Source organism: Nocardioides sp. WS12 (assembly GCF_014108865.1).
GTDB lineage: Bacteria > Actinomycetota > Actinomycetes > Propionibacteriales > Nocardioidaceae > Nocardioides.
Genome location: NZ_CP053928.1, coordinates 2,227,033 through 2,246,728 on the forward strand (window position 1 = coordinate 2,227,033; position 19,696 = coordinate 2,246,728).

Below are 19,696 nucleotides of genomic sequence, written 5' to 3' on the forward strand. Positions count from 1 at the left end.
GTCAAACCAGCGACGCGAGCTTGGCCTTGACCTGCGCGACGCTCGGGTTGGTCTGCGCGGTGCCGTCGGCGAAGACGAGGGTGGGGACGGTCTGGTTGCCGCCGTTGGCCTGCTCCACGAGGAAGGCCGCGTCCGGCACCTGTTCGATGTCAACGATGTCGAAGGCGATGCCCTCGCGGTCGAGCTGGCTCTTGAGCCGCTTGCAGTAGCCACACCAGGGCGTGGTGTACATCGTGAAGGAGCTCATCGGGCTCTCCTGAGCGGTGCTCATCGGGAAGTGTCGCCTCCGGCGTCTAGGGTCTGATCTCCCACCCAACCACGCACGCGAAGGAGATGTTCCCCGGGATGTCCACGGTGTCCTCGTCGATCGAACAGCTCCTCTCTGCGCTCGACCCCGAGCAGCGCGCGGTGGCCGAGACGCTGCGGGGGCCGGTGCGGGTGCTGGCCGGTGCGGGCACTGGCAAGACCCGGGCGATCACCCACCGGATCGCCCACGGCGTCCAGGCGGGCGTCTATGCCCCGTCCGAGGTCCTCGCGGTCACCTTCACCACGCGGGCGGCCGGCGAACTGCGCCAGCGGCTCCGCACCCTCGGCGCCCCGGGCGTGCAGGCGCGGACCTTCCACAGTGCGGCGCTGCGCCAGTTGCGGTACTTCTGGCCGCACGTCTACGGCACCGAGCTGCCGGTCCTGATCGAGTCGAAGATCCCGATGATCGCCTCCGCTTGTCGCAACATTGGCGTCCGCGGCGACCAGGCGCTGCTGCGTGACCTCGCTTCCGAGATCGAGTGGGCCAAGGTCAGCAACGTGGGGTCCGACGTCTACGCGCGGATCGCGCCGACCAAGGGCCGCAGCATCGACGGCCACACGCCCTCGGACATCGCTCGTGTCTTCGCGGCCTACGAGGACGTCAAGCGTGACCAGGGCCGGATGGACATGGAGGACGTGCTGCTGCTGACGGCCGGCGTCCTCGCCGGCGACGAGCGGGTGGCGGCCCAGGTGCGTCGTCAGTACAAGTGGTTCGTCGTCGACGAGTTCCAGGACGTCTCGCCCCTCCAATCGGCCCTGCTCGACCTGTGGCTCGGCGGGCGCGACGAACTGTGCGTCGTCGGCGACCCGGCGCAGACGATCTATTCCTTCGCCGGCGCTGATGCGACCTATCTGCGCGACTTCCCGAAGCGCTACGCCGGTACCACCTCGATCGAGCTGGTGCGCAACTACCGATCGACACCGCAGATCGTCGAGGTCGCCAACAAGCTGCTCGCCGGCACGCCCAGCGCCGGTGTCGACCTGCGCTCGCAGCAGGCCGCCGGCTCCGCAGTGCGGTACGTCGGCGAGCCCGACGAGGTGGCCGAGGCGGCCAGTGTCGCGGACCGGGTCGCGAAGCTGCATCGCGCCGGGACGTCGTACGGCGAGATGGCGGTGCTGTTCCGGATCAACGCGCAGTCCGAGACGTTCGAGGACGCGCTGACCGACCGTGGCATTCCGTACGTCGTCCGCGGTGCCGCGCGCTTCTTCGACCGTCGCGAGGTGCGTGAGGCGGTGACGCGCCTGCGGGGTGCGGCGCGCTCGGGCGAGGCCGACTCGGGGCCGTGGCTCGACATCGTGAAGGCCGTGCTGGCGTCGATGGGCTGGACGGCCGCGCCGCCGACGAGCCGGGGACAGGTCCGCGACCGCTGGGAGTCCTTCCAGGCGCTGGTGGACCAGTCCGAGGAGTTCTCGACCGAGCTCGGCATCGAGGCGTCGATGACGACCTTCGTGGCCGACCTCGAGCGCCGGGCGAGCGAGCAGCACGCGCCGACCGCCGACGGGGTCACGCTGGCGACGTTCCACGCTGCCAAGGGTCTGGAGTGGGACGCCGTCTTCTGCTGCGGCGTCCAGGACGGCACGCTGCCGTTCGTCTACGCCAGTCAGGAGGGCGCGCCCCCGGGCGCGGTCGAGGAGGAGCGACGGTTGCTCTACGTCGGCATGACCCGCGCGCGCCAGGACCTGATGGTGTCGTGGGCCGCGGCCCGCAACCCGGGACAGGCAGCGCGCCGCCAGCCGTCGCGCTTCCTGGTGCCGATGCTGCCCGAGGCCCAACGTCCGCAGGCGAACCGTCGCGCCACCAAGGTGGCGCGGTGCCGCGAGTGCCTCCAGCCGCTGGCGAGTGCCGCGGAGAAGAAGCGGGGCCGGTGCTCGCACCACCCGATGCGCTACGACGAGGCGCTGTTCGAACGGCTCAAGGAGTGGCGTCTCGAAACCGCGCGGGAGAGCGGCGAGGACGGCAAGCCGCTGCCGGCGTACGTCGTCTTCACCAACGCAACGCTCGAACTGATCGCCGAGCACAAGCCCGCCACCTTGAAGGCACTCGGTGCCATCAGCGGGGTCGGCGAAACGAAGATTGAGCGGTACGGCGAGGCCGTTCTCGCGGTTGTTTCAGAAAATCGTTGAAAAAACCCGATAAATGATTTGCGCGGCCTGATACGCGGCCATTACGGTCGTCAGACAACATCCGTTGCGCATCAGAGCCCTGGCACGGCTTGCGCTCTCAAGGCACCGAAGGAGGTGGCGAAACCATGAAGAACATGACGATCATTCCGATCCCGATGGCGACCTGGCAGCTCACGCTGTCCGCTCTCGAATGCGCCACCTCTGCTCCGACGGCTCCGAACGCTGCTTTTGCTCCGTTCAGCGCCGCCGTTGACGCCGTGGCCACTGACATCAAGGCCGTTCCGGCCGTCAAGCGAGAGCGCGCCCTCACCGGCACGGGACACCGCGGCTTCAACGCCGTGTACGTCTCTGGTTTCCACGCCTGGAGCCCACCTGTCTGATCTGAGCATCAGCTAGGCAGCCTCCAGGCCGCGGAACCCGAAAGACCGGGATCCGCGGCCTTCGTGCTTCTCAGACCGAGAACGCGGAGTCGCAGATCCCCTCAAGGAAATCGACCAACGCGATCAGGTCATTGAAGAGGAGGTGAAAGCAGATGACGACCAGTGTTCTCGAGCCGACGCTGGACGAGCTGCTGCCGTGCCGGCTGAACGATGCGGAGTTGTGGTTCGCCGAGTCACCGTCGGACGTCGAGTCCGCCAAGGCGCTGTGCCTGGACTGCCCTGTCCAGCAGCTGTGCCTGTCCGGCGCCCAGGAGCGGCGTGAGCCGTGGGGCGTCTGGGGCGGCGAGTTGTTCCTCGCCGGCGTGGTGATCCCACGCAAGCGTCCCCGGGGACGTCCGCGCAAGGACGCCGCGGCGTAGTCCGCACCCGCAGTACCGACACCAACCACAGACCACTCAGAACGGAAGTACCACCATGTTTCAGATGATGAACGAACAGTTGGCGCGTGAGCAGATGGTCACGCGCCTGGGAGAGGCGCAGCAGCTGCGCGTGGCCACTCGCGTGGTCCGCGCCCGGCGCTTGAGCCGCAAGGCCGAGCGCGCAGCGCAGCAGGCCCGTCTCGCCCTCGCTCGCGCTCTGTGATCAACCTGTGAGGTCCCGCCACGGATCTCACGAGACACCTCCTCGGAGGACCCACCTGATCGCGGGTGAATCAGAAGGGGCCGGAACCGACCGCCAAACAGGCACAGGTCGGGTCCGGCCCCTTCGCCGTTGTTAGGGGTCCGCCCTCCGGGCTTCTACTCTGAACAGATGACCGTCACGTGCGACTTCTGCGGCCGGCGGGCCGAGGGTGAGGACGCGCCGTTGACGTGGACGACCGCCGTCGAGCGCGGTCGGGTTCGTCGCTACTGCGATGACTGCTCGCGGGAGTACCTGCGCTCCATGGAGGCCAAGCTCGACAGCGAGTGGTGGTAGCCCGGGCCGATCCGTCAAGGCTGATCTGTCAGGGGAACTGCGTGATCGTGTCCCACGCACAGCCACAGTCCAGATGGCGTCCCCAGCGCACCCGCTGCGGAGGATCGAGCGGCCCGACATCGATCGTGGCCGACCAGGTGCTCGGCTCGTCGCCCTCGATGTAGCGGACCAGGTCCCGCACTGCCCAGGCCAGAGCGATCTCGTCGAGCAGCGGATCCACCGGCGGTGGCCAGTCGGCCGCCGCGCGTGCTGCCTGGGTCAGCAGCAGCGGACGCCGTGGGTCCTGGAGCGCTTCGTGCGCGTCCACGCACCGCAGACAGGCGGTCAGGCCCGGCTGGACGAACGGTCCGACCCGACGTCCGCAGGCGGCACCTGTGACCAGCAGGTGCGGGACCGAGTCGCGGACCAGCGGGTCCAGCAGGGCGCGGTCGAGAGGGCCGGTCGTGACGACCAGGTGCGCGGTGGTGGTGAGGTCCGCGGCAGCGGGGTGACCCGCGTCGAGGTGGCGCAGGCCGGCCCGGTCCAGCAGCGGTGCGAGCACGGCGTGTGTCGCAGGGGCCGCATGCATGGCGATCGTGGCTGCGTCCCGGCTCTCCTGGCGTCGTACGGCGTCGGGACCGAACTGGGCGCGCAGGGTGACCAAGGCCGGGTCGGGGCGCAGTTCGGCGTCCGGGACCTCGACGAGGAGACCGACCCGGTCGAGGCGGAGCAGGACGTCGGTGGCGGCGGCCGGGAGTTCCGTGCCCACCGGAATGCCGGAGGGGCGGGCGAGTGCGGCCAGCACCCGTCGTACGGCGGGATCGTCGCTCACGCGCACCGCCGGCTCGTCCAGACCGACCTGCAGGACACCGGGGGAGCGCGCCATCACGGGGGTTCCGGGGCGCAGCGTCAGGTGGTGGACCCCGTGGGTGACCGTGCTGGGCTCGGGCATGGCAGCAGGGTGCCACCGAACCGGATCAGGCGGCGGCGCTCATCCACAGGCAGGGAGGAGCGGGAAAACGCAGACGCGGGCGGCCCCACCGAAGTGGAGTCGCCCGCGACATTTCGGTCTGTTGGACTGAGGAAACTCAGGCCTTGCCGAGGATGCGGTTGAGGTTCGTGCCGCACTCAGGGCAGACGGCCTTGGCCATCCGGGTGCCCTTGTCGTTGACCTTGACCTCGCCACTTGCCTCGCGCTTGGCCTTGCACTTCACGCAGTAGAACTCGCCGCTCCAGGTCTCCGCCATGACGGCCTCCTTGCTCAATGTCGTTCGTTCGGTCGTCGCGACGGGGACCTTGGGGGAAGCCCGTCGGAGTTCGGAGACGCGCTCCAAACCTCCTTGACCCTACGGCACGCCGCCTCGCAGGCGCAGTAGCGTGCCCCGCATGTCTGAATCGGCTCTGAATTCATCCTCCGCCCCCGATCTGGTCCATTTGCGTCTCGAGCGGCCCTCGGAGGGGGTCGCGATGCTCGTCCTGGACCAACCGGACCTGCGCAACGCGATGAGCGACGAGATGACGGCGTCGTGGGTTGCGGCCGTCGATCACCTCGCCAGCGACCCCTCGGTGCGGGTCGTCGTGGTGACGGGCGAGGGCCGCGCGTTCAGTTCGGGCGGCAACCTGGCGTGGCTGGCGTCCGAGCCCGACGCGGGCGTCGACGAACTGCGCAGCCGGATGTTGCCGTTCTACCGGGCGTGGTTGTCGATCCGGAAGCTCGAGGTGCCGACCATCGCGGCGATCAACGGCCCGGCGATCGGCGCGGGCCTGTGCATGGCGCTGGCCTGCGACATCCGGTACGCCGCGCGGGGTGCCCGGATGGGTGTGCCGTTCACGAAGCTGGGCATCCACCCGGGCATGGCCGGTACGTACCTGCTGCCGGACGTCGTGGGAGCCGCTGCGGCGCGCGACCTGTTCCTGACCGGCCGCCTCGTCGACGCCGACGAGGCACTCGGGCTCGGCATGGTGTCGCGCGTGATGGAGCCCGAGACCTTCCGCGATGACGTGCTGACCGTGGCGGCCGAGGTCGCCGGTACGGCCCCGATCGCCGCACGACTCACCAAGCGCGCGTTGCAGTTGGGCCACGCGAACATCGAGACCGCGCTCGAGTGGGAGGCGCTGGCGCAGCCGGTCACCCTGGCGACGGCGGACCTGCTGGAGGGGATCGCTGCCGCGCAGGAGAAGCGGGCGCCGGCGTTCGAGGGGCGCTGACGGCCCACCAGAAATGGGCGGGGCCCCCGAATCTGCAGCGGCTCTTCGCTTGCCTTCCCCTTGCGAGCGAAGAACTGCAGGCCCGGGGGCCTCGTCTGGTGAGGACGCTAGGCACCGGGTGGGGTGCGGTCAATCTGTCGGGCGCGTTGCCTGTGGACAAGGCTGTGGATAAACCTGTGGAAGAGCGGTCCTCGCCGTGGACGAGCGTCGGACAACGGTGAATCGCCTGTGGATGAAGCGGTGCTCTCGGTGGGGCGGCGGACGTCGTACGAGGGCGTGACCAGCGACAATGGAGCCCACAGGTTCGTCCACCGCCTGTGGAGAAAAGATTGTTGGAGGAGAAGTTGCCGTGAGCGAGCAGTACGACGGGACGCCGGTCGCGGCGCTGCGCCGGATCGCCTTCCTGCTCGAACGCGGGCGTGCGGACAGCTACAAGGTGAAGGCGTACCGGGGAGCCGCGGCGGCGATCCTGCCGCTCGCGCCCGACGAGGTCGCCCAGCGCGCCGGCGCCGGGACGCTCACCCAGATCGCCGGTGTCGGCTCGAGCACGGCGCGGGTGATCGCCCAGGTGGTCGAGGGGCAGGTGCCCGACAAGCTCGCCGAGGCCGAACAGCAGTACGGCGGCCCGCTCACCCGTGGCGGAGCGGGGACCGCACTGCGCGCGCAACTGCGCGGAGACCTGCACTCGCACTCGGACTGGTCCGACGGCGGCTCGCCGATCGAGGAGATGGCGATGACGGCCATCGAGATCGGTCACGACTACCTGGTGCTGACCGACCACTCGCCCCGGCTGAAGGTGGCCCGCGGGCTGTCCGCCGAGCGGTTGACCCGCCAGCTCGATGTGATCGCCGCCGTCAACGACCACCTGTCCGCCGCCGGATTCCGGCTGCTGCGCGGTATCGAGGTCGACATCCTCGACGACGGCCGTCTGGACCAGACCGACCGGATGCTGGCCCGCCTCGACGTGCGGGTCGCGAGCGTCCACTCGAAGCTCCAGATGGATTCCGAAGCGATGACGCGCCGGATGGTGGCCGCCGTACGCAACCCGTTCACGAACGTCCTCGGGCACTGCACCGGTCGCCTGGTGACCGGTAACCGCGGGACCCGCGGTCAGTCCCGGTTCGACGCGCAAGCCGTCTTCGAGGCCTGTGCTGAGGAAGGCGTGGCGGTGGAGATCAACTCGCGCCCCGAGCGTCGCGACCCGCCCACGAAGTTGCTCGAGCTGGCGCGTGACATCGGCTGCGTGTTCTCGATCGACAGCGACGCGCACGCTCCCGGCCAACTCGACTACCCGTTGCTGGGCTGTGAGCGCGCCGAGGCCGCCGGGATCGACGCGGACCGGATCGTCAACACGTGGCCTGTCGAGCGCCTCCTGGAGTGGGCTGCGTCGTAGGGTCTGGACATGGGTGCGCGGAGCAAGCCCCGGGTGGAGGTACGACGGTCGGAGCGCCGCCGTCGGACGGTCTCTGCCTATCGGGACGGCGACAAGATCGTCGTACTCGTGCCCAACAACCTCTCGGGCGCCGAGGAACGCGCCTGGGTGACCCGGATGGTCGCGCGGATCGAGCGCAAGGAACTCAAGTCCGCCGTACCGCGTGGCTGGAGCGACGAGGACCTGACCGAACGCGCACGGGTGCTCAGCGACGAGTACCTGGGTGGTCTCGCGGTGCCGGAGTCGGTGCGCTGGGTGAGCAACCAGCGCTCACGGTGGGGGTCGTGCACGCCGCGCGACCGCACGATCCGGTTGTCCGAGCGGCTCCAGCGGATGCCGGAGTGGGTGGTCGACTACGTGATCGTCCACGAACTGGCACACCTGATCGAGCCGCAGCACGACGAGAAGTTCTGGGGCTGGGTGTCGAACTACCCGGCGTCGGACAAGGCCAAGGGGTACCTCGCGGGCTGGTCGGACGCTGCCCGGATCTCGCGGCCGCCGTCGGAGGAGATCTTTCCCGCCGGCGAGGACGTGGACTGATTCAGCAGAGCAGGCGGCGGGCGCGACCGATCAGGTCGAGCATGCTCGGCTCGAGCTCGGGCAGGCCGTCGATCGGCCACCAACGCACGGCCAGCGACTCCTCGCTGACGATCTCCTGCGCATCGGCCGCAGCCAGGGCTGCGTAGCGCACGTCGAGGTGACTGACACCGCCGCGCGGATCGCAGAACGGCACGACGTGGACGTCGAGTTGCAGCGGCTCGGGGTGGAAGGCGAGGTCGGCGATGCCGGACTCCTCGCGGGCCTCGCGCAGCGCCACCGACGCCAGCGTCGCGTCGCCTTCCTCGGCGTGCCCGCCGAACGCGAACCAGCGGCCTGCCTTGCGGTGCAGGTTCAACAGCACCCGGTCGCCGTCGGCGGCCAGCACGATCGTGCCCGCCGTCAGGTGGTCCGGGTACGACGACCGCCACATGCCGTCCGGCGTCGACTCCAGATGCCGCACCAGTCGGCCCCGCAGCTCCTCCTGGACGTCGCCCGGAGCACTCCACTCCCGCAGGGTTGCGAGAGCGTCGGCGTGCAGCGTCACTCGGTCGGGGAGTCCGGCGTCTCGGGCGACTCAGGCGCCTCCGGCGCCGGGCCGTCGCCCTCGAGCAACTTGCGCAGTTCGGCGTCGAAGTCGTCCTCGGACAGCTCCTCGGGCGCCGTCGCCTCGGCGCGGAAGGACAGCGGGTCGTCCAGGTCGGCCGCGGTCGGCAGCAGGTCGGGGTGCATCCAGACGCCGTCGCGGGCCTCTTCGCCGGCCCGGGTGCGCAGGCCGCCCCAGAGGGTCGACGCGTCGCGGAGTCGGCGGGGCCGCAACTCCAGCCCGACCAGTGCCGCGAACGTCTGCTCCGCGGGGCCTCCGGCGGCCCGGCGGCGTCGTACGGCTTCGCGAAGCTTGGTGGCCGCGGGCATCCGTTCGTGGGTGGCCTGGCCGACGACCTCGTCGACCCAGCCCTCGACGAGAGCGAGGGCGATCTCCAGGCGCGAGAGGGCGGCGGTCTGGGCAGCGGTCTGCGGCGGGTCGAAGAGCCCGCCTTCGAGCAGTCCCTGCACCGACTCGAGGTTGGTGGGGTCGATCCCGCTCAACTGCTCCTGGACCCGGTCCTGGATCTGCTGGGCATTGATCTCGAGGCCGCGCGCGTAGTCGGTGACGGCGCCGAGCAGGTGCTCGCGCAGCCACGGCACGTGGGCGAAGAGTCGCTGGTGGGCGGCCTCGCGCAGGGCGAGGTAGAGGATCACGTCGTCCTCGGACACGTCGAGGCCCTCGGCGAACGCGCGCACGTTGCTGGTCACCAGCGCGGCCTTGCCCGGGGCGCCGAGCGGCAGGCCGATGTCAGAGGCGGTCAGCACCTCGCCGGCGAGGGCACCAAGGCCCTGGCCGATCTGCATCGCGAGCATGCCGCCCACGGCCTGGCCGATGATGCCGACGAGAGGGCCGGCTGCCGCCTTCATCTCCTCGGGCAGTCCGCTGGACAGGCTGGTGACCGACTTCGCCGCGACGGGCTCCACGAGGACCTTCCACACGGGCTGGGTCTCGACGAGCCATTCGGCACGGCTCCACGCGGCCGTCGTGCTCACCCCGGAGGGGAACTGGGTGGCGGTGTCGAGCCAATGGTCCGCGAGCCGGACGGCGTCGGAGACGCGGTCGCCGTCGCGCTGGCCGGGGGAGGGATCGGGCTCTGCGGCGACTGCCTTGCGGGCGATGTCGTTGGCGGCGTTCCAGTTGAGTGGACCGTCGTGGGGCTGCATCAGGGACTGGAGTTGCGCGAGGAAGTCCATCCCACCGAGGCCACCGGCGCCGCCGGGGAAGCCTGCGGGCATCCCGCCGGGGAACGCACCACCCAGCGCGCCGAAGATCTGCTCGAAGGGTGTGCCCTTGAACGGATTCGGCTGGGCCCCGTCATCTTGGCCCGGGTTGTCCCCATCGTTGCTCATGGCTCGAATTTACGCCGGTTCGCCAACCGATGGTGTGGGGGAGACCCCTGATGGGACCCTGACCTTGTGGCGAGTCGCCGCGATCCGCGGCAATAGAGTGCAGCCATGACTCACCCAGCGGTGCGCCTCGTCGCGATCTCGGACCAGCCACTGTCGGTGGTCGACGTCCTGGACAGCCTCGACGACCCCACCGCCGGCGGTCTGGTGCTCTTCGTCGGGCGGGTACGCGACCACGACCACGGCCACGGCGTGACCGGCCTGTCGTATTCCGCCCACCCCACCGCGCTCGACCAGTTGCAGGCGGTCTGCGATCGCGTCGCGCAGGAGTACGACGTCACGGGCGTCGCCGCCGTGCACCGGGTGGGCGACCTGGCGATCGGTGACCTGGCCGTCGTGATCGCCACGACCTCCGGTCACCGCGGCTCCTCCTTCGAGGCCAGCCGGGCACTGATCGACACCCTCAAGGCCGAGGTCCCGATCTGGAAGCACCAACTCTTCATTGACGGCACCGATGAGTGGGTCGGATCGCCCTGAGCGCCCGGCACGCACGTTGGCTGCGTTGTCGTCGGTCGACGACCCGCTTCGCTCAAAGGTCGCCTTCCCTCCTCCGCCTTGCCATCGCACGCACCGGACGCCCAGGGCCACTGCCACCGCGTGTCCTGTCCGATCCCCGTGGACGCCCGACCTACGCTCGTCAGATGGAGATCCTGTTCTGGCTGGTACCCGCCGCCGTGGTGACCCTCGCCGCGATGGTGGGGGTCGGCTGGTGGGGCCGCGAGAGCAAGGGTGTCGTGAGCGACGCAGGCCGCGAGGCCGCCGCTCGCAAGCTGGGCGAGGCGTTGTCGCGTGAGCAGTCCTCGCGCCCGGGCTATGCCGTACCTCCCCGCACGCCCGACCGCGCTTCCGGCGTCGCCGTACGGCCCTCGAAGGCGCGGCCGGTGGTCCTCCCGGGCAGTGCGGACGAGCCCGCAGTGAGCGCCGACGACCAGCCGACCAGCGACCGCCGCGCGTCCTGATTGGCACCGTCTGAGAAGGTAGGCGCCATGACCCAGCGCCTGATCGCCGTGTGCATTGCGGGACCATTGGTGCTGATCCTGGGTGGCGTCGCCCTCGCGGTCCCGCTGCCGTTCGCGTCGTACAGCCCGGGGCCCACGTTCGACGTGCTCGGCAAGGACGCCGACGAAGCCGAACTGGTGCAGGTCGACGGTCACAAGGCGTACTACGACGACGGCCAGATCCGGTTCACCACGGTGGTCGCGTCGTCCAACGGCCAGAAGCTCTCGCTCGGCGACGCCATGTCGCGTTGGCTCGACCGCGACAAGGCGATCCTGCCGTACGACGTCGTCCACCCGCCGGACCAGTCGGCCGAGGACGAAGAGGCTGAGGGCGCCATCCAGATGACGACGTCGCAGGACGTCGCGAAGGCCATCGCGCTCAAGGAACTCGGCACGGACGTTCCGACGGCGGTCCAGGTCGCGGCCGTGAGCGAGGGCGGTCCCGCGGAGGGCAAGTTGCTCGTCCACGACATCTTCCAGGAAGTCGACGGCACCCCGATCACGACGGGCGACGACGTGGTCAAGGCGGTGCGCAAGCACACCGACACCAGCAACGTGGAGTTCAAGATCCTGCGCGACGGCCGCGAGCTGAACGTGCGGGTCAAGCCGAAGATCGAGGAAGGCACGCCGCGCGTCGGGGTCTCGGTCGGGCTCGGCTACGACTTCCCCTTCAAGATCACCCTGCGCGTCGACCCGTCGGTGGGCGGACCGAGCGCGGGCCTGATGTTCTCGCTGGCCATCTACGACACGTTGACGCCGGGGTCGCTGACCGGTGGCGAGATCATCGCTGGCACCGGCGAACTGCAGCCGGACGGGACCGTCGGCCCGATCGGCGGCATCGAGCAGAAGATCGCCGGGGCACAGGAGGCCGGGGCGAAGCTGTTCTTCGTGCCCAAGGCCAACTGTCCTGACGTCAAGGACCTCGACCCCGACCTGCGCCTGGTCAAGGCCACCACGATGCACGAAGCGCGCCTGGCCCTCGAGAAGTGGGCTGGCGACCACGACGCCAAGCTCCCGACCTGCTGACCACCACCACGCCAAGACGAAGCGACGAAGCGAGCCCATGGACTACGAGTTGGATGTCGACCTGGCCCTCGCGGCCGCCGTACTGGAGGTCGAAGGGCACAACGCCCGTGCGGGCTGGGACCAGCCGGCACGGCTGTACGCATTGGTCGACACCAACCACATCGTCGAGCACGAGCCGGCGCTGGCGGCCCAGCTCGGACTGGACTCACCGATGGAGCGCGGCTCGCTGACGCCGATCGAGCAGGACGAACTGCCCGAGGGCCAGGAACTCGAGGAAGTGCTGCCGGGCATTGTCTGGCCCGAGGTCATCGTCGGCTGTGTGGCCGTGGTGGAGCGCCTCGTCCTGCCGCCGGCGGTGGACGGCCAGGTGCCGTCGGACCCCACGGCAGCCCAGGAATTTGCGCGGGAACACCCCGACGCCGAAGACGTACGCATCGTTGCCGGAGTGACGCGCTCGGGGGCGTCCTACTGCGCGCTCCGGTTGCGGAGCGAAGACAACGACAGTGCAGTGATGGGCGGTACCGACCTGGTGCCTGCCCTGCTCGAACTCCTGCGTGGCACGCTGGAAGAAGAACCCATGGGTGGCAACGATGAGTGACCTGTTCGACGAAGAGCCCGAGCGCCCGGTCCCCGAGCGCCCCGGCCGCCGCGCCCGCGCGCTGGTGATCACCGGCGTCATCGTGGTGGTCGGCTTCTTCCTGCTCACGGCGTTCGCGTCGATCTACACCGATCGCCTCTGGTACCGCGAGGTCGGCTACGGCCAGGTCTTCAGCACGATGCTGTGGACCCGCGTCGGCCTGTTCCTCGTCTTCGGTGCGCTGATGGCCGCCGTCGTCGCGCTCAACATGCACCTTGCCTACCGCTTCCGGCCGCTGTTCCGGATGGCCGGCGGCGACGCGAGCGTCGAGCGCTACCGCGACGCCGTGACCCCGATCCGTGGCTGGCTGCTCGCCGGTGTCGCTCTGGTCGTCGGGATCTTCGCCGGTACGTCGGCGCTGGGCCAGTGGCGGACCTTCCTGCTGTGGCGCAACGCGGAGTCGTTCGGGCAGAAGGACACGTACTTCAAGAAGGACATCGGCTTCTACGTCTTCGAGTTGCCGTGGTGGAACTTCGTGATCGACTTCGCGATGGCGATCGCCGTCGTCGCGCTGATCGCGACCGCTGTCGTGCACTACCTGTACGGCGGCATCCGGCTCAACCAGCAGCACGACCGCCTCTCCGGTGCTGCCCAGGTGCAGTTCTCCGTGCTGCTCGGTGCGTTCGTGCTGGCCAAGTCGGTCGACTACTTCTTCGACCGCTACGACCTGGTGACCGACGACCACCGGCTCTTCACCGGCATGAACTTCACCGCCGAGAACGCCGTGCTGCCCTCGCGCAACATCCTCGTCGCGGTGGCGCTGATCTGCGCCGTGCTGTTCTTCCTCAACATCTGGCGCCGCACGTGGCAGTTGCCGTCCGTCGGCCTCGCGCTGCTGGCGCTGTCGGCCGTGCTGCTCGGCATGATCTGGCCGGCCATCGTGCAGAACTTCCAGGTGAAGCCGTCGGAGGCCGACAAGGAGAACAGCTACATCCAGGCCAACATCGATGCGACCCGTGACGCGTACGGACTCAGTGACATCACCACCGAGACGTCGTACCAGGGGATCCCGTCGGGCGACACCACGCAGGCCCAGGGCAGCCAGGTACTGGGTCAGTTGACGACGACGCCCGTCGTCGACCCGCTCCAGGTCCGCGAGACCTTCCAGCAGCGGCAGCGGATCCGGGCCTACTACTCGGTCCCGGCCGTCCTCGACGTCGACCGCTACGTCATCAACGGCCAGGAGGTGCCACTGGTCCTCGGCGTGCGCGAACTGGACCAGTCCGGCATCCAGGCCTCTGACCAGAACTGGTCGAACCTGCACACCGAGTACACCCACGGTGAGGGCCTGATCGCCGCCTACGGCAACAAGATCAACATCGCCGACCAGGCCAACGGCCGGATCGTCTGGGCCGAGGGCATCCGCGGCGAGGACATCGTCGGCGGCAGCGACCTGACCGACGCAGAGAAGTTCGAGACCCGCGTCTACTACGGCGAGCAGAGCCCGACGTACTCCATCGTCGGCAAGGCCAACAAGGACGCCAACGACGTCGAGCTCGGCCTGCCGAGCACTGACGACGCGACGGACGACGAGCGCACCACGACGACGTACGACGGCAAGGGTGGCGTCAAGGTCGGCAGTGGCTTCAACCAGTTGATGTACGCCATCAAGTTCGGCGAGCCGAACTTCCTGCTCTCGGGCCGCGTCAACAGCAACTCGAAGGTGCTCTACAACCGCACCCCGCTCGAGCGGGTCGAGAAGGTCGCGCCGTGGCTGACCGTGGACGGCGACCCCTACCCGGCCGTCATCGACGGACGGATCCAGTGGGTCATCGACGGCTACACGACGACCGACAAGTACCCGAACGCGCAGCGTGAATCGTTCGACTCGATGATCGACGACTCGCTGCAGCAGGAGACCGGTCTGCAGACGCTGCCGACCGACGAGATCAACTACATGCGCTCGGCGGTCAAGGCCACCGTGGACGCGTACGACGGCACGGTCAAGCTCTACCAGTGGGACGAGACGGACCCGATCCTCAAGACGTGGATGAAGGTGTTCCCGGACTCGGTCACGCCGAAGAGCGAGATCTCCGACGAACTGATGGCGCACCTGCGCTACCCGGAGGACCTGTTCAAGGTCCAGCGCTTCCAGCTCGCGAAGTACCACGTCGAGAACGCCGGCGAGTTCTACTCCGGCAACAACCGGTGGGAGGTCCCCGAGGACCCGAACGCCGCGCGCGCGGTGTTCCAGCCGCCGTACCGACTGTTCTCGACGGGTGTCGATGACACCAAGGACTGGTCGCTCACCTCGGTCTTCAAGCCCCGTGGTGCGCAGAACACGCTGACGTCGTACCTCCAGGTGAACTCGGACGCGACCTCGGACGGTTTCGGCAAGCTGCGGCTGCTGGAGATGGCCGACGAGAACACGCCTGGCCCCGGTCAGGTCGCGAACGAGATGCAGGGCAACGACGCGGTGGCGCAGAAGCTGCAGCAGTACCGCGTCGCGGGTGCGACCCCGCCGCGCTTCGGCAACCTGCTGACCCTGCCGGTCAACGGCGGGCTGATCTACATCCAGCCCGTCTACGCCGCTCGAAGCGCGACGTCGGCGTTCCCGATCCTGCAGTACGTGATCGTGAAGTACGGCGCCCGCGTGGGCATCGATCGCGACCTGCCCTCGGCGCTGGCGGATGCGCTCGGCGTCAAGCTCGGCGGCGCGGAGACGCCCGTCGACCCGACACCGGGCGAGGAGACGCCGGGCGAGGAGACGCCGGAAGAGCCGGACCTGACCCTCGACCAGCAGATCGCCGCCCAGCTGACGAAGGCCGACGACGCCTTCAAGGCTGCCGAGGAGGCCCAGGCGAAGAGCGACACGGTCGAGTGGGCCCGCCAGTTGGAGGTCGCCCAGAGTGCCGTCGAGGAGGCCGTCAAGCTGGCCGACCAGCGCGACGCCGAGTAGTCAGGGGCAGCCATGCTCCTGACCCTCGACCTCGTCGGGATCTTCGTCTTCGCGATCTCGGGTGGGCTGGTCGCGGTGCGCAACCAGCTCGACATCGTCGGTGTCGTGGGGCTGGCGATGGCCACCGGTCTCGGTGGCGGTGTGATCCGCGACCTGGTGATCGGTGCGGTTCCGCCGCCCGCCATCGAGGACTGGCGCTACCTGCTGGTGCCGGTCATCGGTGGGCTGGTGACCTTCGCGTGGCATCCCGCTGTGGAGCGACTCGAACGGGTCATCAACGTGTTCGATGCCTTCGGGCTCGGCCTGTTCTGCGTGGCTGGTGCCCTCAAGGCGCAGGAGTTCGGCCTCGGGCCAGCACCTTCGGCCGCACTCGGGATGCTGACGGGAGTCGGCGGCGGGATCATCCGCGACCTGCTGGTCGGCCGGGTGCCCGTCATCTTCCGGTACGGCGAGCTGTACGCGATTCCCGCTCTCGCGGGGGCCGCGGTGGCCGCGACCGGCGTCGAACTGGGCATCGATCCGGCCGTGATGATCGGGCCAGCAGCCGCCGTGACGATCGGCTGGCGGCTGCTCGCGATTCGCCGGGGGTGGGCTGCTCCGGTGCCTCGTACCGGACCGGATCAGCCGCCGGCGACCGGGTAGTGGTCGGAGTAGTCGTCGAAGGTCTTGCCGCCTGAGGTCCACGGCGGTGACGTGGGCGTGAGCACGGTGTTGGTCCACGGGCCCGGCAGCTGGTTGGTCCGGCGCAGCAGGACGTAGTCCAGGTCCTGCCCGGGCAGCCCGGGGTAGCGGTGAGCCGTCAGTGAGTTGCCCGCCGGATCGAAGCTGGGCGCCTCGCCGTCGTACGACGTCGGGGGGATGGTGTCCGTGGCCGCCAGCATCGCGGCGTACTCCGGTGTGGCCCGGTCGACGTTGAGGTCACCGGCGATGACCACGGGCTCGTCCGACGCGATGTGCTGGCCGTCGAGGTAGGCGTCCAGCTCGGCGAACTGGGAGGCACGGACCGCCGCCGGGTCCGAGCACAGGGAGTCGTCGGCCTGGGTGTGGCTGGCGACGACGTGGACGGCCTGACCGCGCACGTCGAGAGTGACGTGGACGAAGCCCTTGTTGGAGAGGGCGTCGAAACCGCAGCCGTCCCCATAGACGTACTGGACCTGACGGATGATCGGCCACTTGCTGAGCACGGTCACTCCGCCGTCCTCCGGTGTGAGGTGCCAGGTCCATGGCGCGAGGGTCTGGTCCCAGCCTGCTCGTGAACGTCCGAGCACCGGGGTCTGGTGGGGGTACTCCGCTGCGAGGCCGCGCATGAGGGCATCGGTGGGCCCGTTGTCGAAGGCCTCGTTGAGCGCGACGACGTCGTACCCGGTGACGTAGTCCGACTCGGCGATCAGGTTGGCTCGGGTCGGGTTCGCCATGCCGCCGATCAGCGGTGCGAGGAACATGACGTTGTGCGTGAGCACGCGGAAGGGTCCGGGTGACGGAGTCTCGTCTGCGGAAGCCGACAGGGGCGCGGCCACGGTGGATGTCGCGGCCAGCGCCACGCTGGCGAGGGTGACCAGGGCGGTGCGGAGCAGGGTGGTCCTCACGATCCGTACACCTCGACGTCGTAGAGGGAGATGCCATAGCCGGTGCCGCGCTGATCGCCGACGATCCGGACGTAGCGGGCGGTGGTTGCGGCGAATCGCACGGTGTCGTGCGCGCCGTCGCCGTTGATCGTCGACCAGACGGTGCGCCAGGTGCTGCCGTTGTCAGACACCTGGATGCGGTAGCCCTTGGCGAAGGCGTACTCCCAGTTGAGTTCCAGTCGGCGGATGGTCTTGCGGGTCCCGAGGTCGACCTGGAGCCATTGGCCGTCGCTCCAGTAGTAGCTGGCCCACCGGGTGTAGGGGTCCTGGTCGACGGCACTGGACGGGGCGTAGCCGCTTTGCGTCGAGGACGCCGTGACGAGGCGCCCGGCCGCGAGGTCGACGCCGTTGAGTTTGTTGTGGACGAGTTGGGCCACGGCGTCCATGCCGGCGCGCAAGGGGTGCCAGGCAATGCTCTCGAGCAGGTTGAGGTAGCCACCCTGCACCCAGGCGTCGTCGCCCGCGCAGGCGTCGTGGCCGAGGGACGGGCCGTAGGTGTCGACGTAGGTGACGCCGTTGTCTGCCGCGGCCTTGGCCAGCGCAGCGTTCAGCTTGCGCTCCAGGCCGTCGGCCCACGAGATGTCCCCGTTGGCCATCGTGAGGTCGGGGCAGGGAGTGCCGTCGGCGGGCATCAGCCGGGGGTAGCCCACGACAAGGACCTTCGCGTGCGGCGAGCGTTGTTTGATCCCGTCGATGACGTCGTCCACGCGCTTCTGGGTCCGGGGGACGATGGCCGCCAGTGTGTCGACGCCCTTCACCGTGTAGGCGTTCTTGCACGGGCTGCCCGTGGGGTCGGTGTCGCGAAGGGTCGGACATTCGCGGATCAGGGTGCCGAAGAGGACCTCGTCGTTCCCGCCGATGCCCAGGGTGACCAGATCGGTGTCGGGCCGCAGCGCGTCGAACTGTGGACCCACGGTGGTGCCGATCGCTGTCGTGAAGTCACCCGCCATCGACGTCGTGTCTGCTCCGGAGCAGGACACGTCGGAGAACCGGTCGTCCTCGTAGTAGACGCCGAGCTTGACCGCCAGCGTGCTCGGATAGTTGTTCGTCGAACGGACGCACTGCAGCGAGGACATGTTGGGGATCAGTGGACCGGCCGTGAAGGAGTCGCCGAGGGCGACGTAGTGGCCGACTCCGGGACCGGGGACGTCAGCTGCGTGGGCCTGGGGCGATGCAACGACGAGGACGCCGGCAGCCAGCGCCAGAGCGGAGGTCAGGGACAGGACGCGCAAGGGGGTCTCCTTCGGTGTGGCGTCGGTCTCACACCGACCCCCTGACTCTCGCTTCGCCGGGGCGTGGAGGGAAACGCCCATTCCCGGACCGATTCACGCGATCCGGTTGTGAATGCCTGGCTGCGCCGTGGGGGTGGCGAGCGAGGGCAGCTCTGCGATGTGGTGCCGCAGCGAGATCGCGCAGGGGACACCGACCAGTGCTGCCGCTGCGGTGACGAGGAAGGCTGTCGCCGGTAGGTCGACGAGCAGGCCGACCACCGTGGCGACGACGAGGCCGCCGAGGTTGCCAGCCATCCAGATCAGCCCGCACGCGAGACCGTCGGCCTCGCCGGTACGACGCTCGGTCAGCTCGAGGACGATCGGCAGGGCCGGCACCAGGGCGATGCCGATGGCCACCAGGGCGAGGAAGCCGACAGCCACACCGGGCGCGATCGCCAGCGCGGTGCAGCCGAGCACCGCGGCGACCATGCCGGTGATCATGAACGCCACCTCCTTGCCCAGACGTGCCGCGAGCACGGGCACCACCGCACAGCGACGATGCCCGCCACGACGTTCGCCATCAGGATCAGGTTGGCGGCGTCGGCGGAGACGCCTGCCGGCTCCAGGAGTGGCTGGGCGAAGGTGGTGAGCGAGATGAAGGTGCCGAACGGCAACGTCACCAGCAGGCACAGGCGCCGCACGAACGGATCGGCCCACACGGACCGCACTGTGGGTCGATCGGATCGACGATCGGCGGCGAGCTGGGGTGGGGTGCCGCGCAGCGCGGTGGCGAGGACGCCCGCCGCCGTGCACGCGATCACCGCGGACACCACGACCAGGTTGCGGAGCTGGGCTCCCTCGGAGTAGACGAACGCGAGCACGAAGGCGGCGAGCATGCCGAAGAAGGTGCTCGCGGTGCCGATGGCGATGCCGGTGGGCCGGTCCTTCTCGGCCAGGTAGTTGCTGGTCACACCGGTGATGGCGGTCAACACCAAGGGTTGTGCGACGGCGATGAGCACCTGCCCGGCCAGCACCCATCCGAAGTCGTCGCCGACGACCCGCACCAGCGCCCCGGCCGCAGTGAGCAGCGCGCCGGCCAGGAGACCGCCGCGGAACCAGCGGTCGAGCAACGCGCCGGCCGGGATTGCGAGCGCGATGAACAGCAGCGGGAAGACCTGCGCCAGCCAGCCGATCGCGGTCTCGGAGACGCCGTAGTGATCGGCGGAAACGGTGGTGACGCCGGCAAAGTTGAGCCACAGCAACTGGGTTGCTGCGGCCACGAAGGCGTACGCCGCGATGACGGACCAGCGGCTCGGTAGGGGATCAGCAGGCATGGGGCCCACCGTCGCAGCGGGCTGGCGCGG

The 19,696-nt window shown here is 69.3% G+C and carries 23 protein-coding genes; 14 read left to right on the plus strand and 9 right to left on the minus strand.

What is annotated here, in order from left to right; genetic code table 11:
• Position 1: 1 nt before the first annotated feature.
• Entirely contained in the window at positions 2–247 is a 246-nt protein-coding gene (locus tag HRC28_RS10765) for a mycoredoxin (protein ID WP_182380077.1), read from the minus strand.
• Positions 248–345: 98 nt separating this feature from the next.
• On the opposite strand from HRC28_RS10765, the gene HRC28_RS10770 reads away from it, so the two are divergent.
• The 5 genes from HRC28_RS10770 to HRC28_RS10790 all read left to right on the plus strand — a co-directional run bounded on the left by HRC28_RS10770 (position 346) and on the right by HRC28_RS10790 (position 3,785).
• On the plus strand, positions 346–2,430 hold the full coding sequence (locus HRC28_RS10770) for an ATP-dependent DNA helicase UvrD2 (protein ID WP_182380078.1): 2,085 nt from the start codon (positions 346–348) through the stop codon (positions 2,428–2,430).
• Positions 2,431–2,555: 125 nt separating this feature from the next.
• Positions 2,556–2,810 (plus strand): hypothetical protein, encoded by a 255-nt coding sequence (locus HRC28_RS10775; RefSeq protein WP_182380079.1) that lies wholly within the window; start codon positions 2,556–2,558, stop codon positions 2,808–2,810.
• Between the two features lie 152 nt (positions 2,811–2,962).
• Positions 2,963–3,229 (plus strand): WhiB family transcriptional regulator, encoded by a 267-nt coding sequence (locus tag HRC28_RS10780; RefSeq protein WP_056707208.1) that lies wholly within the window; start codon positions 2,963–2,965, stop codon positions 3,227–3,229.
• A gap of 64 nt (positions 3,230–3,293) precedes the next feature.
• On the plus strand, positions 3,294–3,452 hold the full coding sequence (locus HRC28_RS10785; RefSeq protein WP_162251469.1) for a hypothetical protein: 159 nt from the start codon (positions 3,294–3,296) through the stop codon (positions 3,450–3,452).
• A 168-nt stretch (positions 3,453–3,620) separates the two neighbouring features.
• Positions 3,621–3,785 (plus strand): hypothetical protein, encoded by a 165-nt coding sequence (locus HRC28_RS10790; RefSeq protein ID WP_182380080.1) that lies wholly within the window; start codon positions 3,621–3,623, stop codon positions 3,783–3,785.
• A 28-nt stretch (positions 3,786–3,813) separates the two neighbouring features.
• On the opposite strand, the gene HRC28_RS10795 is transcribed toward HRC28_RS10790, so the two are convergent.
• Both HRC28_RS10795 and HRC28_RS10800 read right to left on the minus strand, forming a co-directional pair.
• Positions 3,814–4,716: a hypothetical protein gene (locus tag HRC28_RS10795; protein ID WP_182380081.1), complete on the minus strand. Its 903-nt coding sequence runs from the start codon at positions 4,714–4,716 to the stop codon at positions 3,814–3,816.
• A 136-nt stretch (positions 4,717–4,852) separates the two neighbouring features.
• Positions 4,853–5,011, minus strand: a complete 159-nt coding sequence (locus HRC28_RS10800; protein WP_168618186.1) for a DUF5679 domain-containing protein — start codon at positions 5,009–5,011, stop codon at positions 4,853–4,855.
• Positions 5,012–5,150: 139 nt separating this feature from the next.
• Here HRC28_RS10800 and HRC28_RS10805 point away from each other — a divergent pair, with 139 nt between their 5' ends.
• From HRC28_RS10805 to HRC28_RS10815, 3 genes are all read left to right on the plus strand, one after another.
• The gene (locus HRC28_RS10805; protein WP_182380082.1) at positions 5,151–5,972 is read left to right on the plus strand and encodes an enoyl-CoA hydratase/isomerase family protein; all 822 of its coding nucleotides are present in this window, start codon (positions 5,151–5,153) and stop codon (positions 5,970–5,972) included.
• A gap of 349 nt (positions 5,973–6,321) precedes the next feature.
• On the plus strand, positions 6,322–7,365 hold the full coding sequence (locus tag HRC28_RS10810) for a PHP domain-containing protein (RefSeq protein ID WP_237111791.1): 1,044 nt from the start codon (positions 6,322–6,324) through the stop codon (positions 7,363–7,365).
• Between the two features lie 9 nt (positions 7,366–7,374).
• Positions 7,375–7,944 carry a M48 family metallopeptidase gene (locus tag HRC28_RS10815; protein ID WP_182380084.1) on the plus strand — a complete coding sequence of 190 codons (570 nt, stop codon included), beginning with the start codon at positions 7,375–7,377 and terminating at the stop codon, positions 7,942–7,944.
• Between the two features lies 1 nt (position 7,945).
• Here the strand turns inward: HRC28_RS10815 and HRC28_RS10820 are convergent, their stop codons facing one another.
• Both HRC28_RS10820 and HRC28_RS10825 read right to left on the minus strand, forming a co-directional pair.
• A complete protein-coding gene (locus HRC28_RS10820; protein WP_182380085.1) occupies positions 7,946–8,488 on the minus strand; it encodes an NUDIX domain-containing protein in 543 nt (180 codons plus the stop codon).
• Positions 8,485–9,879, minus strand: coding sequence for a zinc-dependent metalloprotease (locus HRC28_RS10825; RefSeq protein ID WP_182380086.1), 1,395 nt, complete (start codon positions 9,877–9,879; stop codon positions 8,485–8,487). Before HRC28_RS10825 ends, HRC28_RS10820 begins: the two co-directional genes overlap by 4 nt.
• A 105-nt stretch (positions 9,880–9,984) precedes the next feature.
• Between HRC28_RS10825 and HRC28_RS10830 the strand changes: the two genes are divergently transcribed.
• The 6 genes from HRC28_RS10830 to HRC28_RS10855 all read left to right on the plus strand — a co-directional run bounded on the left by HRC28_RS10830 (position 9,985) and on the right by HRC28_RS10855 (position 16,138).
• Positions 9,985–10,413: a molybdenum cofactor biosynthesis protein MoaE gene (locus tag HRC28_RS10830; RefSeq protein ID WP_182380087.1), complete on the plus strand. Its 429-nt coding sequence runs from the start codon at positions 9,985–9,987 to the stop codon at positions 10,411–10,413.
• A 164-nt stretch (positions 10,414–10,577) separates the two neighbouring features.
• Complete coding sequence (locus HRC28_RS10835) at positions 10,578–10,895, plus strand: hypothetical protein (RefSeq protein ID WP_182380088.1); 318 nt, start codon at positions 10,578–10,580, stop codon at positions 10,893–10,895.
• A 27-nt stretch (positions 10,896–10,922) separates the two neighbouring features.
• On the plus strand, positions 10,923–11,960 hold the full coding sequence (locus tag HRC28_RS10840; protein ID WP_182380089.1) for a PDZ domain-containing protein: 1,038 nt from the start codon (positions 10,923–10,925) through the stop codon (positions 11,958–11,960).
• A gap of 37 nt (positions 11,961–11,997) precedes the next feature.
• Positions 11,998–12,558 (plus strand): PPA1309 family protein, encoded by a 561-nt coding sequence (locus tag HRC28_RS10845; protein WP_182380090.1) that lies wholly within the window; start codon positions 11,998–12,000, stop codon positions 12,556–12,558.
• Complete coding sequence (locus HRC28_RS10850; RefSeq protein WP_237111792.1) at positions 12,551–15,496, plus strand: UPF0182 family protein; 2,946 nt, start codon at positions 12,551–12,553, stop codon at positions 15,494–15,496. The genes HRC28_RS10845 and HRC28_RS10850 overlap by 8 nt, the downstream gene beginning before the upstream one ends.
• A gap of 12 nt (positions 15,497–15,508) precedes the next feature.
• Positions 15,509–16,138, plus strand: coding sequence for a trimeric intracellular cation channel family protein (locus HRC28_RS10855; RefSeq protein ID WP_182380091.1), 630 nt, complete (start codon positions 15,509–15,511; stop codon positions 16,136–16,138).
• On the opposite strand, the gene sph is transcribed toward HRC28_RS10855, so the two are convergent.
• The 4 genes from sph to HRC28_RS10870 all read right to left on the minus strand — a co-directional run bounded on the left by sph (position 16,117) and on the right by HRC28_RS10870 (position 19,666).
• The gene (gene sph / locus HRC28_RS10860) at positions 16,117–17,082 is read right to left on the minus strand and encodes a sphingomyelin phosphodiesterase (RefSeq protein ID WP_182380092.1); all 966 of its coding nucleotides are present in this window, start codon (positions 17,080–17,082) and stop codon (positions 16,117–16,119) included. The genes HRC28_RS10855 and sph overlap by 22 nt on opposite strands.
• Positions 17,079–18,353 carry a discoidin domain-containing protein gene (locus HRC28_RS10865; RefSeq protein ID WP_182380093.1) on the minus strand — a complete coding sequence of 425 codons (1,275 nt, stop codon included), beginning with the start codon at positions 18,351–18,353 and terminating at the stop codon, positions 17,079–17,081. Before HRC28_RS10865 ends, sph begins: the two co-directional genes overlap by 4 nt.
• Positions 18,354–18,446: 93 nt before the next feature.
• Complete coding sequence (locus HRC28_RS25350) at positions 18,447–18,869, minus strand: hypothetical protein (RefSeq protein ID WP_237111793.1); 423 nt, start codon at positions 18,867–18,869, stop codon at positions 18,447–18,449.
• On the minus strand, positions 18,830–19,666 hold the full coding sequence (locus tag HRC28_RS10870; RefSeq protein WP_237111794.1) for an MFS transporter: 837 nt from the start codon (positions 19,664–19,666) through the stop codon (positions 18,830–18,832). Before HRC28_RS10870 ends, HRC28_RS25350 begins: the two co-directional genes overlap by 40 nt.
• Positions 19,667–19,696: the final 30 nt, after the last annotated feature.

Bases quoted from the DNA above. Each gene is read 5' to 3' on its own strand.
- HRC28_RS10850 (WP_237111792.1), top strand. From the start codon at position 12,551: ATGAGTGACCTGTTCGACGAAGAGCCCGAGCGCCCGGTCCCCGAGCGC.
- HRC28_RS10800 (WP_168618186.1), bottom strand. From the start codon at position 5,011: ATGGCGGAGACCTGGAGCGGCGAGTTCTACTGCGTGAAGTGCAAGGCC.
- HRC28_RS10855 (WP_182380091.1), top strand. From the start codon at position 15,509: ATGCTCCTGACCCTCGACCTCGTCGGGATCTTCGTCTTCGCGATCTCG.
- HRC28_RS10825 (WP_182380086.1), bottom strand. From the start codon at position 9,879: ATGAGCAACGATGGGGACAACCCGGGCCAAGATGACGGGGCCCAGCCG.
- HRC28_RS10790 (WP_182380080.1), top strand. From the start codon at position 3,621: ATGACCGTCACGTGCGACTTCTGCGGCCGGCGGGCCGAGGGTGAGGAC.
- HRC28_RS10770 (WP_182380078.1), top strand. From the start codon at position 346: ATGTCCACGGTGTCCTCGTCGATCGAACAGCTCCTCTCTGCGCTCGAC.
- HRC28_RS10795 (WP_182380081.1), bottom strand. From the start codon at position 4,716: ATGCCCGAGCCCAGCACGGTCACCCACGGGGTCCACCACCTGACGCTG.
- HRC28_RS10835 (WP_182380088.1), top strand. From the start codon at position 10,578: ATGGAGATCCTGTTCTGGCTGGTACCCGCCGCCGTGGTGACCCTCGCC.
- HRC28_RS10775 (WP_182380079.1), top strand. From the start codon at position 2,556: ATGAAGAACATGACGATCATTCCGATCCCGATGGCGACCTGGCAGCTC.
- HRC28_RS10840 (WP_182380089.1), top strand. From the start codon at position 10,923: ATGACCCAGCGCCTGATCGCCGTGTGCATTGCGGGACCATTGGTGCTG.
- HRC28_RS10765 (WP_182380077.1), bottom strand. From the start codon at position 247: ATGAGCTCCTTCACGATGTACACCACGCCCTGGTGTGGCTACTGCAAG.
- HRC28_RS10815 (WP_182380084.1), top strand. From the start codon at position 7,375: ATGGGTGCGCGGAGCAAGCCCCGGGTGGAGGTACGACGGTCGGAGCGC.
- HRC28_RS10830 (WP_182380087.1), top strand. From the start codon at position 9,985: ATGACTCACCCAGCGGTGCGCCTCGTCGCGATCTCGGACCAGCCACTG.
- HRC28_RS10785 (WP_162251469.1), top strand. From the start codon at position 3,294: ATGATGAACGAACAGTTGGCGCGTGAGCAGATGGTCACGCGCCTGGGA.
- HRC28_RS10805 (WP_182380082.1), top strand. From the start codon at position 5,151: ATGTCTGAATCGGCTCTGAATTCATCCTCCGCCCCCGATCTGGTCCAT.
- HRC28_RS10870 (WP_237111794.1), bottom strand. From the start codon at position 19,666: ATGCCTGCTGATCCCCTACCGAGCCGCTGGTCCGTCATCGCGGCGTAC.
- HRC28_RS10780 (WP_056707208.1), top strand. From the start codon at position 2,963: ATGACGACCAGTGTTCTCGAGCCGACGCTGGACGAGCTGCTGCCGTGC.
- HRC28_RS10845 (WP_182380090.1), top strand. From the start codon at position 11,998: ATGGACTACGAGTTGGATGTCGACCTGGCCCTCGCGGCCGCCGTACTG.